We start from the raw sequence: 15,655 nt of genomic DNA on the forward strand, positions 1-15,655 counted from the left end.
TTGGAAGGAATAAACAATCGAATAAAGGTCATCAAACGAATGGCATACGGTTACCGGGATAGCGAATTCTTTTTCATGAAGATCAAGAGCGTCTTTCCCGGTAATCCGTGAAGAACCTTTTTTATGCCTGCGATTCTTTGATCATCACGCCCGCTGCGAGAGCGAACACAACGATCTCAACCGGTAAAAACCAACGCCTGCGGCACATCCACGTCCCACAACACGCCTGCATCCGCCAGTTCTACCTCGACAACCTGCCCCGCGGCAAACAATGGCCTGGCACCTCGATCCCCGGACAGGCCCTGCAACGCCTGCCCAAAGGCCGCGCCAAAAGCCACCGGATGACCATAGGCACCGTCATGCACAGGTACCCTGATCATCCGCTCGCCCAGCCCCCGCGCCACACTTTCGATACTCGACGGCAGGATAAAGGGCATGTCCCCCAGCAGCACCAGCCAGCCACTGGCATCGGTACAGGCTCCGACGGCGGCCGCGAGGCTGTCGCCCATGCCCGGCGAATCCAGAAGCACCACCTGGCAGCCATAGGCTTCAGCCAGGGCAATCACTTCGCGGCGATCCGGTGTTGTCACCAACACCCTACGAGCCAACAACGCGGGCAAGTTCTTCAAGACCTGTTCGATTACCGGCCTGACCACCCTGTCCCGCCCCTGGCATGAAGCCAGCAACTTGTCCTGCCCGGCCCCTGCCGCCTGCCGATAACGGCTGCCCTGCCCCGCGGCCAGGACCACCGCGCACAGCGACTGACTCAAGCGCTCACCTGCGCAGTGACTTGAGACGGCTTTTTCTGCAGCAGGTCGATGCCGTTCTTGATGGCGACGATCTCCGACATCACCGACAAGGCAATCTCCGCCGGCGTATGGCTGCCGATATGCAGGCCGATAGGCCCGTGCAAGCGTTCGATGGCCTGCGGCTCCAGCCCCAGCTGGGCTAGGTTCTCCCGACGCTTCTGACTGTTGACCCGAGAACCCAGCGCCCCGACGTAAAACGCCCGGGAATTGAGCGCGGTCAGCAGCGCCATGTCATCCAGCCTCGGGTCATGGGTCAACGCGACAATGGCGGTACGCTCGTCGGTCTCGATGCTCAGCACCGCATCGTCCGGCATCCCCGCCACAAAACGCCCATGCTGCTCTTCCCAGCCGTAGACGAACTCCTTGCGCGGATCGCAGATCAGCACTTCGAAGTCCAGCAGCCGCGCCATTTCCGCCACATACCGCGACAACTGCCCGGCGCCGATCAGCAACAGCCGCCAGCGCGGGCCATAGATCGCCCGCAGGGTCGTGTCATCGAAGCTCAGCACGTCGGTCTTGCTGGCCGGTTTCAGCAGCACTTCGCCGCTGCTCAGGTTCAACTCCCGGGCGACGATCTCATGCGCCTCGCAACGTGCCAGCAGTTCGGCGACCCAGGCCGGATCGCCAACCCGCTCCTCGGTCAGGCGCAGGGTGCCGCCGCAAGGCAGGCCAAAACGCGCGGCCTCCTCGCGGGTCACGCCATAGGTCACCAGCTGGACCGGCGGCCCGTCCTGAGGCAGGCGGCCATCGTGCAAACGGGCGATCAGGTCGTCCTCGATACAACCACCCGAGACCGAGCCGATCACCATGCCGTCTTCGCGCAAGGCCAGCATGGCGCCCGGTGGCCGCGGCGCGCTGCCCCAGGTCTGGACCACGCTGTACAAGGTCACGCGCTGCCCCGCGCGGCGCCATTCCAGCACGCTGCGCAGGACATTCAGATCAACGCTGTCCATCAGGCCTTGCTCGCTTGTTGCCAGCCTTGCAGCTGATAACGCACTGGCAGGTTGCGGATACGCTTGCCGGTGGCGGCAAAGATCGCATTGCACAGGGCTGGCGCGATCGGCGGCACGCCCGGCTCACCGACACCACCCAACGGCACATCGCCCGACGGCGTCACCAGGTGCACGGCAACCTCCTTCGGCGCCAGGGACATGCGCGCCACTTCATACATATGGAAGTTGTCCTGCTGGACCTTGCCGTCCTTGAAGCTGATCTCGCCCACCACCGCATTGCCCAGGCCCATCACACAGGCGCCCTCGAATTGCGAGCGGATACGCTCGGGGTTGATCTGCGGACCGCAGTCCACGGCGATATCGGCCTTGTGCACGATCAGGGTGCCATCATCCTTGACCTCGACCTCGATCACCGCCGCCACATAGGTGACGAAGCTGTAGTGCACCGCCAGCCCCAGGCCACGGCCCTTGGGCAGGCTGCGTCCCCAACCCGCCGCCTTGGCCGCGGTCTCCAGCACGCCGCGCATGCGCGCAGTATCGATCGGGTAACGCTCCGGCGACTCACCGTAGTTCCATTCTTCGCTCAAGGTCCGTGGGTCGATCCGGCGATCCGGCCCCAGCAGCTTGAGCTGGTACTTCAACGGGTCCTGACCGGCCTTGTGGGCCAGTTCGTCGACAAAGCTCTGGATGGCGAAACCGTGGGGGATGTTCGACACCGAGCGATACCAGCCAACCCGGGTATGCGCGGCGGCCTCGGGGTTTTCCAGGCGCACGTTGGGAATCGCATAGGCCAGGTTGGTAAAGCCCATGCCCAGCTCGAAGGCGGCCTCATGGTTCATGCCCGGGGCGAACAGCGCGGTGATGCTCGGCGCCACGGTGCGGTGCAGCCAGCCGGACGGCATGCCGTCCTTGTTCAGGCTGGCCTTGAGGTATTCCGCCGACACGGTGTGGAAGTAGGAGTTGTGAATGTCGTCTTCGCGGGTCCATTGCACCCGTACCGCCTTGCCCGGCACTTCCTTGGCGAGGATCGCCGCCTCGAGGATGAAGTCGGGTTTGGATTTACGCCCGAAGCCACCGCCGAGCAGGGTGATGTTGACCGTCACCTTGTCGAAGGGAATACCCAGGCGCTCGGCGATACGTTCGCGGGTCACCTGTGGCGCCTGGCTCGGGGCCCAGGCTTCGCACTGGCCGTCCTTGAAGCGCGCCACGGCGACCATCGGCTCCATCGGCGCCTGCGCCAGGTGCGGCAGGTAGTAGGAGGCTTCCAGGCTGCTGTCGGCGCTGCTCAAGGCTTCGTCGATGTTACCGGTGCTGCGCACCACCTTGCCCGGCTTGAGCGCCGCGGCTTCCAGCTCCTTGCGGTAGGCAATCGAGTCGTAGCCGGCGTTGACGCCATCGTCCCATTCGATCTTCAGCGCCTCGCGGCCCTTGATCGCCGCCCAGGTGTTGCTGGCGATCACCGCCACGCCTCCCAGCGGCTGGAACTCGGACGGCAGCGGACGGCTGTCGATCTGCAGCACCTTGATCACGCCCGGGACCTTCAGCGCCGCGCTGCCATCGAAGGATTTGACCTTGCCGCCATAGACCCGTGGGCGTGCAACCGTAGCGAAGAGCATGCCGTCGAAATGCACATCGGCGCCATAGACCGCCTGACCGTTGACGATATCCACACCGTCAATGGCGCGAGTGCCCTCCTTGCCGATGTAACGGAATTCGCCCGGCTGCTTCAGGCGCAGGCTGTCGCGGGTCGGCACCGCCAGGGCGCTCGCCGCGGCGGCCAGGGCGCCGTAGCCCAGTTCGCGGCCGCTCGGTTGGTGGATCACTTTATGCAGTTGGGCCCGGCACTCGGCCAGCGGGACTTTCCACTGCTCGGCCGCTGCCTGTTCGAGCATGGTCCGGGCGGCCGCGCCGCAGCGGCGCATCGGCTCGTACCAATGGCGCATGCTGCGCGAACCGTCGGTGTCCTGGTTACCGAACAGCGCCTCGTCGCCCGGCGCCTGCTTGACCTTCACCAGCGCCCAGTCGGCCTCAAGCTCGTCGGCAACCACCATGCTCAGGCTGGTACGCACGCCCTGGCCCATCTCCGAACGGTTGCAGAGCACGGTCACGCTGCCATCGGCGGCGATGCTCACGTACACCTTGGGGTCATCGACCCAGCCATGGGGCATGCCGTCGGCACCGAACTTCTTCTCTTCGGCAAAGGCATCCTGCCAGCCCCAACTGGCCGCCAGCACCAGCGCACCGGTGGCGCCAACGCCCTTGAGAAAACCGCGGCGGCTGAGGTTGCTCAAGGCAAAATCATTCGGCAGCTGGCTCATGCCTTGGCCTCCTTCAGGTGGCTGGACGCCTGGCGGATCGCGGTCTTGATCCGGTTGTAAGTGCCGCAACGGCAGATGTTGCCGACCATGGCGGCTTCGATCTGTTCGTCGCTGGGGTTGGGGTTGACCTTGAGCAAGGCGGTGGCCGACATGATCTGCCCGCCCTGGCAGTAGCCGCACTGGGCCACCGCGCTGTCCAGCCAGGCCTGCTGCACGACTTTGCCGACCGGGTCGCTGTGCAGGTTGTCGATGGTGCTGACGTTCTGCCCGACCACCGAGCCGATCGGCGTGATGCAACTGCGCGCCGGGGAGCCGTCGATATGGATGGTGCACGCGCCGCACAGGCCCATGCCGCAACCGAACTTGGTGCCGTTGTAGCCCGCCACGTCGCGGATGGCCCAGAGCAGCGGCATGTCCTCGGTGACATCCAGTTGATGATCTTGACCGTTGAGTTTCAGAGTAATCATGGGCACGCCCGCATATTTTCCGTTTATGGGGTCGAGCAATCTGCCGTTGAGTACAACGACTTGCAGGAGCAGATCGACTCAGGCTAATGGGCTCTCTTATGAAGACGGGACGTCTTCACCGGGCCTTTGGAGGTACAAATAGTTGCATTGTTAGCAGGCTAAGTTAAGCCGCGATTAACAAAAAAGCCTTGCAGGGTGTGAACCCGTGCAAGGCTTTGCTAGTGCGCTCTGAGCTTAGCTCAACGGGCTCAATAGAGATTGGGCTCCATCTCCAACTGAACATGGAAGCGCTCCGCGATATCCTGCTGGATCCTTCGCGCCAGGCTCAACAACTGCAAGCCCGTGGCACCGCCATAGTTGACCAGCACCAGCGACTGCAAGCGATGCACCCCGGCATCGCCATCGCGAAACCCTTTCCAGCCCGCCTGCTCGATCAACCAGCCAGCTGCCAGTTTCACCTGTCCATCCGCCTGTGGATAACCCACCAGCCCCGCATGCCGCTGCCTGATCTCGGCCGCCAGCGCCGCGGGCACCACCGGGTTCTTGAAGAAGCTGCCGGCATTGCCCAGCACGGTCGGGTCCGGCAGCTTTTCGCTGCGGATGCTGCAAATGGCGCGACTGACATCACTGGCCGTCGGCTGCTCGATGCCCTGCTCGCTCAAACGCTGGCGCACCGGGCCGTACTCCAGATGCAGATGCTCGCTGCGGGCCAGGGCAAACCGCACCCGCAGAATCAGCCAGCGGCCGGCCTCTTGCTTGAACAGGCTGTCGCGGTAGGCGAACTGGCATTGTTCCAGGCTGAAATCGCGCAGCTCGCCGCTCTGCCGATCCAGCGCGGTCAGGCCGGCGAACACATCCTTGATCTCGACCCCATAGGCGCCGATGTTCTGCATCGGTGCCGCGCCCACGGTCCCCGGGATCAGGCTGAGGTTTTCCAGGCCGGACAAGCCCTGCTCAAGGGTCCATTGCACGAACGGGTGCCAGGTCTCGCCGGCTTCGGCCTCGACCACCACTTGCTGGCCATCGTCGCTCAGCAGGCGAATGCCCCGGGTGCTCATGCGCAAGACCAGCGCCGGAATATCAGCGGTCAGCAGCAGATTGCTGCCGCCGCCAATCACCAGCAGCGGCAGTCGGTGCTGCGCCGAATAGGCCAGCGCCTCACGCACGTCGGCGTCGCTGTGGGCCTCGGCGAACAGCTGCGCGCGCACATCGACACCGAAAGTGTTGAAGGGCTTGAGGGAAACCTGGGACTGCAGATGCAAGCTCATAGGCGCCCCTTCAGCTCGATGACCAGCCGGTCGCTGGCGTACTCGATCAAGTCCAGCACCTGCTCGAAACCTTGCTCACCGTCGTAGTAAGGATCCGGAACCTCGTCCACCGCCGCCTCGTAGCGACGCAGGAACAGATCCAGTTCGGCCTTGCCCTGGGCCGGCTGCAGCGCCTTGAGGTTGCGCAGGTTGCTCTCGTCCATGGCCAGGATCAGGTCGTAGCGGGCAAAGTCCGCACTGCTGACCTGCTGGGCGCGCTGGGCCGACAGGTCGTAACCGCGCAACAGCGCCGCGCGCTGGCTGCGCTTGTCCGGCGCCTTGCCGATGTGCCATTCGCCGGTCCCGGCGGACGCGACTTCGACCCGATCGGCCAGCCCCGCTTCGCGCAACTTGTGGCGCAATACGCCCTCCGCCGTCGGCGAACGGCAGATATTGCCCAGGCAGACAAACAGAACCCGCATCAGGCCTCCAGCAGGCGACGAACGCGCTCAAGGTCTTCGGCGGTATCGACGCCACCGGGCGGCGCTTGCAGGGCATCGGCGACATGGATGCGCACGCCGTGCCACAAGGCCCGCAACTGCTCCAGCGACTCGGTGTTTTCCAGCCAGCACGGACCCCAGCTGACGAAGTCATGCAGGAAGCCGGCGCGGTAGGCATAGATGCCGATATGGCGGCGATAAGGCACGCCTTCCGGCAGCAGGTCGCGGTTTTTCGCAAAGGCGTCGCGCGCCCAGGGCAACGTGGCGCGGCTGAAGGTCAGGGCCAGGCCGTTGATGTCACTGACCACCTTGACCACGTTCGGGTTGAACAGGGTCTCGACGTCTTCGATCGGCTCGGCCAGGGTGGCCATGCTTGCTTCGGTGTGGGCGGCCAGGTTGGCGGCCACCTGATCGATCACCGCCGGCGGGATCAACGGCTCGTCGCCCTGGACATTGACCACGATGGCGTCTGCCGCCAGGCCCAGCTGGCTGGCGACTTCCGCCAGGCGATCGGTCCCGGAATTGTGGTCTTCGCGGGTCAGCACCGCTTCGGCACCGAAACCCTGGCAGGCCTCGACGATACGCACATCGTCGGTCGCCACCACCACGCGCTGGGCGGCGCTCTTGCAGGCCTGTTCCCAGACGTGCTGGATCATCGGCTTGCCGGCGATCAACTGCAGCGGTTTACCCGGCAGGCGGGTGGAGGCGAATCGGGCTGGAATGACAACGGTAAAGGCTGTGGTCATTTATCCAGGCGCTCGTCGGTGCTGAGGGTGCGGGCTTCGCTTTCCAGCATGACCGGGATGCCATCGCGAATCGGATAGGCCAGGCCGGCGCCCTTGCTGATCAGCTCGGTCTTGTCGGCGCTGAGCTTCAGCGGTCCCTTGCAGATCGGGCAAGCGAGGATATCGAGCAATTTGGTGTCCATGAGAATTCCCTGGATAGAAGCGTTTAAGGCAAAAGACGAGCGGGCAACAGGCGCATCAGCTGTGTATCGAACCAGGCCACGAAGGCCGGGGATGGCACAGCATCCACCGCCAGGTACCACCAGTCGGGAGCCGCGAAGGCACGGCACTTCACCGCATCCTTTTCGGTCATGACCAGCGGCAGCGACGGGGTGAAACTCAGCGCCTGCGCGCTGTATTCGGCGTGGTCGGCAAAAGCATGCGGGACAGGCTGCCAGTGTAGCGTTTCAAGGGTAGTGAAGAAACGTTGCGGATTGCCGATACCGGCCACCGCATGTACCGCCTGCCCTGGCGCGAAGTGCTCAAGCCCGCGGCGTTCGCCGCTTTGCAGATTGACCAGGGCGGTGGGCGCCAGGCGAAAGGCAAACCCATCCTCACGATCGTCGCTGGCGCCGTTGTAGAGCACTGCGTCGACGCTTTGCAGGCGCTCGACCGGCTCGCGCAGCGGCCCGGCCGGCAGGCAGCGCCGGTTGCCCAGGCCGCGCGCGGCATCGATCAGCACCAGTTCGAGGTCGCGGGCCATGCGGTAATGCTGCATGCCGTCGTCGGAGAGAATCAGGTCCAGCGGCTCGGCGGCCAGCAAGGCCCGCACGGCGCGGCTGCGGTCGGGGTCGATCATCAGTGGCACGCCGGTGCGCTGGACGATCAGCAAGGGTTCGTCGCCAGCGATATCGGCGCTCTGCTCGGCGGCGACCCGCCATGGCAACTGCGGCGGCTTGGCGCCGTAACCACGGCTGACCACGCCAACCCGCAGCCCGCTGCGCTGGCAATGCTCGATCATCCACAGGATCAGCGGCGTCTTGCCGGTACCGCCCACGGTGATATTACCCACCACCACCAGCGGCACCGGCGGCTGGTAGACATTGCCCTCGCCGGCCAGGAAGCGTTCACGCTTGCGCACCACCACCCGGCGATAGAGCCATTCCAGGGGCCGCAACAGGCTCAGCGCGGGATGGCCGTTGTACCAGGCAGCGAGCAAACGATCGGACATGGCCATCAGGGTGCTGGCGCCGCCTCGACGGTGGTCATGCGCAGATGGCTGAAACCGAGCTTGCCGGCGGCGTCCATCGCGGTAATGACGGCCTGGTGCTGGGTCTTGCCATCGGCGCTGATGGACAGCGGCAGGTTGGTGTCACCCGCCGACTCCTTCTGCAAGGCTTCGATCAGGCTGGCCAGGTCGCTCTTGGGCAGCACCTGGTTGTTCACCGAAAACACCCCGTCGGCGCTGATGGCGATATCCAGCTGCTTGGTCTGCTGGTCTTCGGCCGGCGAGCCGCTGACGGCCTCCGGCAACTCGACGCGCAACTGGGTTTCCCGGGTAAAGGTGGTGGTCACGACGAAAAACAGCAGCAGGATAAACACCACGTCGATCAACGACGCAAGGTTGATATCAATGGTTTCCCGTGGCTTGCGGCGGAATTTCACGCTTTGCCCTCGGCCAGATCGACGTCGCGGTCGCCCTGCACCACTTCGACCAGCTTGATGGCTTCCTGCTCCATGCCAACCACCAGCTCATCGACCCGGCGTTGCAGGAAACGGTGGAAGAATACCGCCGGGATACCGACCATCAGGCCGGACGCGGTGGTAATCAGCGCCTTGGAGATACCACCGGCCAGCACCGCGGCGTTGCTGGTCATGCCCGAGCCCATGAACGAGCTGAAAATATCGATCATGCCCAGCACCGTCCCCAGCAAGCCCAGCAGCGGCGCCATGGCGGCGATGGTGCCGAGGGCATTGAGGTAGCGCTCCAGTTCGTGAATGACCCGGGCGGCGGCTTCCTCGATGCACTCTTTCATGACCTCGCGACCATGCTTGGAGTTGGCCAGGCCGGCGGCCAGGATCTCGCCCAGGGGTGAATGGGCGCGCAGTTCCTTGAGCTTGTCCTTGTTCAGCTGTTTGTCCTTGATCCAGCGCCACACCTGGCCCAACAGATGCGGCGGGGTAACGCGGCTGGCCCGCAGGGTCCACAGGCGCTCGGCAATGATGCCGACCGCGACAATGGAACTCAGAATGATCGGCAACATCATCCAGCCGCCGGATATGACCAATTCCCACACAGTGACAGTCCCCTCGAAAAAGTGCGCCACTCTAACATAGGGGCCGAATGCACCGAAGAACCTGATGTCGCATGCCTTCAGGCTTTAATAACTCTCGGTTATTTAAGGAGATAGTGGCCATTTGCGCCAAAAGCGTCGCTGCGCCCGCAGGCTCGTCGGTTCGGTGTAGGTGCCCAGCATCAACCGTAGCGCTCCTTGCTCCGCGCTGTCGTAAATGGCGGTCCCTTGCTGGCGATAACGCTCGACGACCTGCGGGTGCGGATGCCCGAAGCCATTGCCGTGCCCTCGGGAAATCAGCACCGCCGAAGGCGCAAGGGCCTTGAGCAAGGCCGGGGACGACGAACTGCGGCTGCCGTGGTGCGGCGCCTGCAACCAATGGGTCTCGACGGCCAGCGGGGTATCCAGCAATGCGCGCTCCGCCAGGGCGTCGATATCCCCCGTCAGCAGCAAACGCTCGCCCTTGGCCTCGACCTGCATCACGCAGGACTTCTGGTTGCCATTCTGCGCATCCGTCCATTGCCACAAAGAAAACCGTACTCCGTCCCAGTGCCATTGCTCGCCGCTGGCGCAAGGCTCTGCCAACAAATAGGCCGGCAAACCCTCGGGATCGCCGCTGACCAGCCTGGCCACCGGCAAGCCGCGCTGGATGGCGTCGGCGCCACCGGCATGATCGGCATCGGCGTGACTGAGCAGCATCAGGTCGAGGCGCGCGATGCCCAGCTTGCGCAACGATGGCAGCACTACCCGGGCGCCCAGGTCGGAATCACCAAAACGCGGGCCGGCGTCATACAGCATCGCGTGCTCGCGAGTCCGCACCAGCACCGCCAGGCCCTGCCCGACATCCAGCTGCCAGACTTCCGCCTCGCCGTATGGCAGCGTGTTTTTCGGCGGAAACACCATCAACAGCAGCATCGGCCATCCCAAGGGACGCAGCGGCACACCCGCGGGCAACAACAGCAGAAAGGCCCCCAGCGCACTGATGCTCCAGGCCCAGAGCGGTATGGCCGGTGCTATCCACGCCGGCCATTGGGCAGCCAATAGCGCCAGACCGCGGAACAATAAATCCAGCAAACCACCGGCCAGCCAGAGCAGGCCTTCGCCCAGGTAAGGCACCGCCAGCAACAAGGTCCCGAGCAACGCCGGCGGCAGCACCAACAGACTGATCCAGGGTTCCGCCAGCAGATTGGCCAGCGGCCCGCTGAGGCTGATGGGCAACCCCAGCGCCAGCAGCACCGGGCACAGGCCGATGGCGATCAACCATTGAATACGGGTCCAGGACTGCCACCAGCGCCAGCCCCCCAGACGCCCGCCAAAGATCAGGATCAGCACCGCCACCGCGGTAAAGGACAGCCAGAACCCTGGCTGCAGGCTGGCCAGGGGCTCGAACAACAGCACCGCATTCAACGCCAGCAGGAACGGCCACCAGGCCCCCAGGTGACGAAAGCGCAGGCGCCAGATCAGTACCAGGGCAACCATCACGCAGGCACGACGCACCGGCACATCGAAGCCCGCCAGCAACCCGTACCCCAGGGCCGAAGCGAACGCCAGCCCACAGGCCCAGGGCAGCCAGGGCCAACGTCCGGGCCACAGGCCGTAGCGGGCCAGCCCCGCCACCAGGGCATACATTACGGCAGCCAGCAAACTGATGTGCTGCCCGGAAATCACCATCAGGTGCACGGTCCCGGTGTCTTGCAGGACACGCCAATCCTCCCGGCTCAGCCCCGAGCCGTCACCCAGCACCAGGGCCGCCAGGCCACCGGCGCGCCCCTGGGCATCGACTTGCAGCAAGCGTTGGCGAATGCGCGCACGCCAGCTCTCCTGCGTGGCGGCCAGCAGTTGCCCATCCTTGACCGTGCCCGTTGCGCCAATGCGCTGGGCCAGCAGCCAGGCCTCGTGATCGAAGGCCTGCAGATTGACCAGCCCAGCGGGCCGCTTGAGTTTTACCGCCAGGCGCCAGCGTTCGCCGCTGTGCACCGGCGGCCCGCCATACCAGGCCAGGCGCAGGCGCTGGGGAATCCGTCCGCGCCGTGCCCGCCCGCCTTCCAGTTCGAAACGCAGCACGCCCTCGGCCTGCTGCGGCAGTCCCACTACCCGGCCCTCAAGCCAGCGGGTCTGTCCGTCGAGCGGTTCCGGCAAACGATCGTCCAGCGCCCATTGCGCACTCACGCAAGCCCACGCCAGGCCCAACAGGAAAAAAGCCAATGGATAGGTGCGAAACGGCAGCAGCATCAAGGCCACCACCGGCAGCACTGCCAGCCATCCGATCGCTGGCAGCGCCGGCAAAAAGCGCAGGCTCAAAAGCCCCGCCGCCAACGCCAGCATCCCTGTGCGCATAAGCCCGTCCTTGAGCAGTTTTTGAGTGTTCCCACTCTCTGGCTTAGCTCAGCGGACAGGGCGCCAGCTTTATCATTTGTCACAAAGTCTGAATGGGCGCCTTCTAGAATCCGGGCATACTTGCCGCTTGAACTGACCGAGAAGCCTTATGCCCCGGCGCCTATTCAAACGTTACATGCCAGATCCAACCAGCATCAGGGAACACAAGTCCTTACGCTTTCTTGGCACGTTGCTGCATGACCCCAACCTCTGGCACCTCAACCGGCACTCCGTGGCACGTGCCATGGCGGTCGGCCTGTTCGCGGCCTTCATGCCGATCCCGGCGCAAATGTTGCTCGCCGCGGTGCTGGCCATTTCCGTGCGCGGCAACATGCCGATTGCCGTGAGCCTGGTCTGGCTGACCAATCCGATCACCATGCCGCCGGTGTTTTTCTGCACCTATCAGGTCGGTGCCTGGTTGATGAACGTGCCCGCCCGGACCCTGCCCGACGAGCTGACCTGGGAATGGATCAGCGGCGAACTCTCGACCCTCTGGCAACCCTTCCTGCTGGGCTCGGTGGTGGCCGGCCTGGTGCTGGGCGCCCTCGCCTATTGCCTGACCATGCTGTACTGGCGCTGGTGGGTCGGCCGGCAATGGCGCCGCCGCAGGCAGAGCCGGCTGTAGAAACGCAAACGGCCTCCCGAGGGAGGCCGTTGTTGTATCTGCGCAGGCTTACTGGCGCATGCCGCGACCGCTGACCAGCAGGCGGGCACAACCGAAGTACAGGACCACGGTGGCGACCAGCATGAAGGTAATGGCCACGCTGATCTGGATGTCGGAAACCCCCAGGATGCCGAAACGGAAGGCGTTGACCATATGCAGCACGGGGTTGGCCAGCGACACCGTCTGCCAGAACGGTGGCAGCAGGGTGATGGAGTAGAACACTCCGCCCAGATAAGTCAGCGGGGTCAGCACGAAGGTCGGGATGATCGAGATATCGTCGAAGTTGCGTGCAAATACCGCGTTGATAAAGCCCAGCAGCGAAAAGATGGTCGCCGTCAGGACCACCACCAGCAAGGTGATGCCCAGGTGATGCACTTGCAGATGGGTGAAGAACAGCGACAGCAGCGTCACGATCACGCCCACCGCCAGCCCCCGCAGCACACCGCCCAGGGTGTAGCCGATGAGGATGGTGTGCGGCGACACCGGCGACACCATCAATTCCTCGATGGAGCGCTGGAACTTGCTGCCGAAGAAACTCGAGACCACGTTGCCGTAGGAGTTGGTGATCACCGACATCATGATCAGGCCCGGCACGATGTACTCCATGTAGGTGAAACCGCCCATGTCGCCGATCTGCCGGCCGATCAGGTTGCCGAAGATCACAAAGTACAGAACCATGGTGATCGCCGGCGGCAGCAGGGTTTGCGGCCAGATCCGGGTAAAACGCCGGACTTCGCGATAGACGATGGTGTTCAGCGCGACAAGGTTGGGCCGTAGCTCGGAACTCATACCGCCACCTTCGACAGGTTTTTCTCCACCAGGGACACGAACAACTCCTCAAGGCGATTGGTTTTGTTACGCAGGCTCAGCACTTCGATGTTCTGCTGGGCCAACTGGCTGAACAGCGCGGTGATGCCCACGGCCTTGTCGACCTGGACTTCCAGGGTGTGACTGTCGACCAGCTTGCTCGGATAGCCGATCAGTTGCGGCGCCACCTTCATGTCGGTCTTCAGGTCGAGCAGGAAGGTTTCCACATGCAGCTGGCTGAGCAGCTGGCGCATGCTGGTGTTCTCGACGATGGTGCCGTGATCGATGATGCCGATGTTGCGGCACAGCTGCTCAGCCTCCTCCAGGTAATGGGTGGTGAGGATGATGGTGATGCCTTTCTGGTTCAGTTCGGTGAGGAAGGTCCACATCGAACGACGCAGCTCGATGTCCACGCCAGCGGTTGGTTCGTCGAGGATCAACAGGCGCGGCTCGTGCACCAGGGCGCGGGCGATCATCAGCCGGCGCTTCATGCCGCCGGACAGCGAGCGCGACGGCACATCGCGCTTGTCCCACAGCCCCAGCTGGGTCAGGTACTGCTCGGCCCGCTCCTTGGCGACCTTGGTCGGGATGCCGTAGTAACCGGCCTGGGTCACGACGATGTCGAAGGTCTTCTCGAACTGGTTGAAGTTGAACTCCTGCGGCACCACGCCGATGCAACGCTTGAGCGCGGCGGGCTCGCGGTCCAGGTCATGGCCGAAGACACTCACCGTGCCGCTGGTCTTGTTCACCAGGGTCGAGAGGATGCCGATGGTGGTGGATTTGCCGGCACCGTTGGGGCCGAGCAAGGCGAAGAAGTCACCTTCGGCGACATCCAGATCGATACCACTCAGGGCCTGGAAACCGTTGCCGTAGGTTTTGGTTAGCTGCCGGATGGACAGAGCGGAACTCATATCGGATTTACGCACCAAGAAGGGAGAACATTATAGGTAAGGGCGGATCGCCTGCATTGCAACGGCGCCGGATACACCCAATGGTGCTTGCCGACGCCGCACAAGTACAGTCACCTGTGTTGATAGTCAGTATTAAGTCAACGCGGTCATCACCGCCTTGCGATAGGCCGGACGCTGCTGCAAGCGTGCGTACCAGGCTTGCAGATTAGACAATGGCGGGCGCTCGATGGGCATTTCGAACCAGGCATAAATGAAACTGCCCAGGGGGATATCGCCCATGCCGATTTCGTCGCCGGACAGGTAGGGATGTTCGGCCAGGGCCTGGTCGACCACCGCCAGCAATTCGCCGCAGCTGTTCAGCGCGGCATTGATCTTGTCCCAGTCCTGCTGCTGCGCCGGCGTGCGCAGCACACCCCAGAACAGGTGGCGGAAGGGTTCGGCAAAGGTCGAGGTGGTCCAGTCCATCCACTTCTCGGCCGAGGCCCGCGCCCGCACATCGTCCGGGTACCAGGCCGTACCGGCGGCATGGCGCGCGACGAGATAACGCACGATGGTGTTGGATTCCCACAGCACGAAGCCGTCGTCCTCGATCAGCGGAATCCGCCCATTGGGGTTCATCGCCCGATACGCCGGGGTATCCACCACGCCGAAGGCGCCACCGGCATCCACCGCCTCGTAGGTCAGGCCGAGTTCTTCGGCGCACCACAATGCTTTCCTGACATTCGACGAGTTTTTCCGACCCCAGATCTTCAGCATGACCGCTCCTCAGTGATGAATGCCGAGGCAGTCTACGCCGGATCAGACCTGACTCAAATCACTCTGCATGTCGCCCAGCAGCATCGGCATCTGCTCGCCGAACAGATGTGGATAACAGGTTTCCAGGTGTTTGAAGAAGAAGGTCTCGGGGACGTCGGCGAACTGTCCGTGGTCCAGCACGTACTCCATCATCTGCTCACCCTGGCGGTTGAAGGGATGGAACACGCTGTCATGACGGCCATCGAACTCCAGTGGCGCCACATCGTACATCTCGCAGAGTTTCCGGTTGAACGCCGGCGTGGCCTTGACCCAGCGCCCTTGCAGGTAAAGCTCGGTATAACCGTGCATGGCAAACACGTCGCTGCGCAGCAATTCCAGCAAACGCGGGGTCGACAGGTGATTGCGCACGTCCGCCAGGCCGATCCGCGCGGCAATCCCGCAATGCCGCGCACAACCGGCGAGCAGGGTGGCCTTGGGCACGCAGTAACTTTCGCCCGCGGCCAGGGCATGGCTGCCACGCAGGGTCTCGGGGTCGCGACTGAAGGTGTAGGGGTTGTAGCGCACGGCCTCGCGCACCGCGTAATAGAGGTTCACCGCCTGCTCCAGCGGATCGCTGCTGGGGCCACGATGAGTTTCCGCGAACTCCACCACCGCGGGATGGTCACTATCGATGAAGCGGCTGGGACTCAAGTACTCGTGCATGGGGATATCTCCGAGTGAAGTCTCGAGTCTAACGACGGCCTCATCCCAGCGATAACGACGTTTCGGCCAAACATCAGAGGCTGCCGCTTCGAGCCTGACAAGATCGACAAGCTGCTGACCCGATGC

General features: G+C 63.7%; 18 protein-coding genes. 2 read left to right on the forward strand and 16 right to left on the reverse strand.

Going from position 1 to position 15,655, the window contains the following annotated elements; genetic code table 11:
* Positions 1 to 111 (forward strand): transposase (locus tag J4D28_RS04055; protein ID WP_036984840.1); only part of this gene is annotated, 111 nt, incomplete at its 5' end.
* Between the two features lie 65 nt (positions 112 to 176).
* Here J4D28_RS04055 and J4D28_RS04060 read toward each other — a convergent pair.
* The 12 genes from J4D28_RS04060 to J4D28_RS04115 form a co-directional block, all read right to left on the reverse strand.
* Entirely contained in the window at positions 177 to 770 is a 594-nt protein-coding gene (locus J4D28_RS04060) for an NTP transferase domain-containing protein (RefSeq protein ID WP_009047826.1), read from the reverse strand.
* Entirely contained in the window at positions 767 to 1,762 is a 996-nt protein-coding gene (locus tag J4D28_RS04065) for an XdhC family protein (protein WP_016702175.1), read from the reverse strand. The genes J4D28_RS04060 and J4D28_RS04065 overlap by 4 nt, the downstream gene beginning before the upstream one ends.
* On the reverse strand, positions 1,762 to 4,080 hold the full coding sequence (locus J4D28_RS04070; RefSeq protein WP_016702176.1) for a xanthine dehydrogenase family protein molybdopterin-binding subunit: 2,319 nt from the start codon (positions 4,078 to 4,080) through the stop codon (positions 1,762 to 1,764). The genes J4D28_RS04065 and J4D28_RS04070 overlap by 1 nt, the downstream gene beginning before the upstream one ends.
* Positions 4,077 to 4,547: a (2Fe-2S)-binding protein gene (locus J4D28_RS04075; protein ID WP_009047823.1), complete on the reverse strand. Its 471-nt coding sequence runs from the start codon at positions 4,545 to 4,547 to the stop codon at positions 4,077 to 4,079. Before J4D28_RS04075 ends, J4D28_RS04070 begins: the two co-directional genes overlap by 4 nt.
* A 248-nt stretch (positions 4,548 to 4,795) precedes the next feature.
* Complete coding sequence (murB, locus tag J4D28_RS04080; protein WP_103331299.1) at positions 4,796 to 5,815, reverse strand: UDP-N-acetylmuramate dehydrogenase; 1,020 nt, start codon at positions 5,813 to 5,815, stop codon at positions 4,796 to 4,798.
* Positions 5,812 to 6,276 carry a low molecular weight protein-tyrosine-phosphatase gene (locus J4D28_RS04085; protein ID WP_007931667.1) on the reverse strand — a complete coding sequence of 155 codons (465 nt, stop codon included), beginning with the start codon at positions 6,274 to 6,276 and terminating at the stop codon, positions 5,812 to 5,814. The genes murB and J4D28_RS04085 overlap by 4 nt, the downstream gene beginning before the upstream one ends.
* A complete protein-coding gene (gene kdsB / locus J4D28_RS04090) occupies positions 6,276 to 7,040 on the reverse strand; it encodes a 3-deoxy-manno-octulosonate cytidylyltransferase (RefSeq protein ID WP_028683135.1) in 765 nt (254 codons plus the stop codon). The genes J4D28_RS04085 and kdsB overlap by 1 nt, the downstream gene beginning before the upstream one ends.
* Positions 7,037 to 7,222, reverse strand: coding sequence for a Trm112 family protein (locus J4D28_RS04095; RefSeq protein ID WP_007931663.1), 186 nt, complete (start codon positions 7,220 to 7,222; stop codon positions 7,037 to 7,039). Before J4D28_RS04095 ends, kdsB begins: the two co-directional genes overlap by 4 nt.
* 23 nt (positions 7,223 to 7,245) lie before the next feature.
* Positions 7,246 to 8,256, reverse strand: a complete 1,011-nt coding sequence (lpxK, locus tag J4D28_RS04100; RefSeq protein ID WP_063429110.1) for a tetraacyldisaccharide 4'-kinase — start codon at positions 8,254 to 8,256, stop codon at positions 7,246 to 7,248.
* The gene (locus tag J4D28_RS04105) at positions 8,256 to 8,684 is read right to left on the reverse strand and encodes a biopolymer transporter ExbD (protein ID WP_009047818.1); all 429 of its coding nucleotides are present in this window, start codon (positions 8,682 to 8,684) and stop codon (positions 8,256 to 8,258) included. Before J4D28_RS04105 ends, lpxK begins: the two co-directional genes overlap by 1 nt.
* Entirely contained in the window at positions 8,681 to 9,316 is a 636-nt protein-coding gene (locus J4D28_RS04110) for a MotA/TolQ/ExbB proton channel family protein (protein WP_009047817.1), read from the reverse strand. The genes J4D28_RS04105 and J4D28_RS04110 overlap by 4 nt, the downstream gene beginning before the upstream one ends.
* Positions 9,317 to 9,418: 102 nt before the next feature.
* Positions 9,419 to 11,650, reverse strand: coding sequence for a DNA internalization-related competence protein ComEC/Rec2 (locus J4D28_RS04115; RefSeq protein ID WP_103331298.1), 2,232 nt, complete (start codon positions 11,648 to 11,650; stop codon positions 9,419 to 9,421).
* Between the two features lie 148 nt (positions 11,651 to 11,798).
* Here J4D28_RS04115 and J4D28_RS04120 point away from each other — a divergent pair, with 148 nt between their 5' ends.
* Positions 11,799 to 12,314: a DUF2062 domain-containing protein gene (locus J4D28_RS04120; RefSeq protein ID WP_009047815.1), complete on the forward strand. Its 516-nt coding sequence runs from the start codon at positions 11,799 to 11,801 to the stop codon at positions 12,312 to 12,314.
* A 48-nt stretch (positions 12,315 to 12,362) separates the two neighbouring features.
* Here J4D28_RS04120 and J4D28_RS04125 read toward each other — a convergent pair whose 3' ends face one another.
* The 4 genes from J4D28_RS04125 to J4D28_RS04140 all read right to left on the reverse strand — a co-directional run bounded on the left by J4D28_RS04125 (position 12,363) and on the right by J4D28_RS04140 (position 15,529).
* Positions 12,363 to 13,142, reverse strand: coding sequence for an ABC transporter permease (locus J4D28_RS04125; RefSeq protein ID WP_007931651.1), 780 nt, complete (start codon positions 13,140 to 13,142; stop codon positions 12,363 to 12,365).
* Complete coding sequence (locus J4D28_RS04130; protein ID WP_009047814.1) at positions 13,139 to 14,071, reverse strand: ABC transporter ATP-binding protein; 933 nt, start codon at positions 14,069 to 14,071, stop codon at positions 13,139 to 13,141. The genes J4D28_RS04125 and J4D28_RS04130 overlap by 4 nt, the downstream gene beginning before the upstream one ends.
* A 132-nt stretch (positions 14,072 to 14,203) precedes the next feature.
* Positions 14,204 to 14,827, reverse strand: a complete 624-nt coding sequence (locus J4D28_RS04135) for a glutathione S-transferase family protein (RefSeq protein ID WP_009047813.1) — start codon at positions 14,825 to 14,827, stop codon at positions 14,204 to 14,206.
* Positions 14,828 to 14,869: 42 nt separating this feature from the next.
* Positions 14,870 to 15,529, reverse strand: a complete 660-nt coding sequence (locus J4D28_RS04140; protein WP_009047812.1) for a transglutaminase family protein — start codon at positions 15,527 to 15,529, stop codon at positions 14,870 to 14,872.
* Positions 15,530 to 15,655 lie beyond the last annotated feature (126 nt).

Source organism: Pseudomonas sp. GW531-T4, assembly GCF_017349615.1.
Lineage (GTDB): Bacteria > Pseudomonadota > Gammaproteobacteria > Pseudomonadales > Pseudomonadaceae > Aquipseudomonas > Aquipseudomonas chlororaphis_I.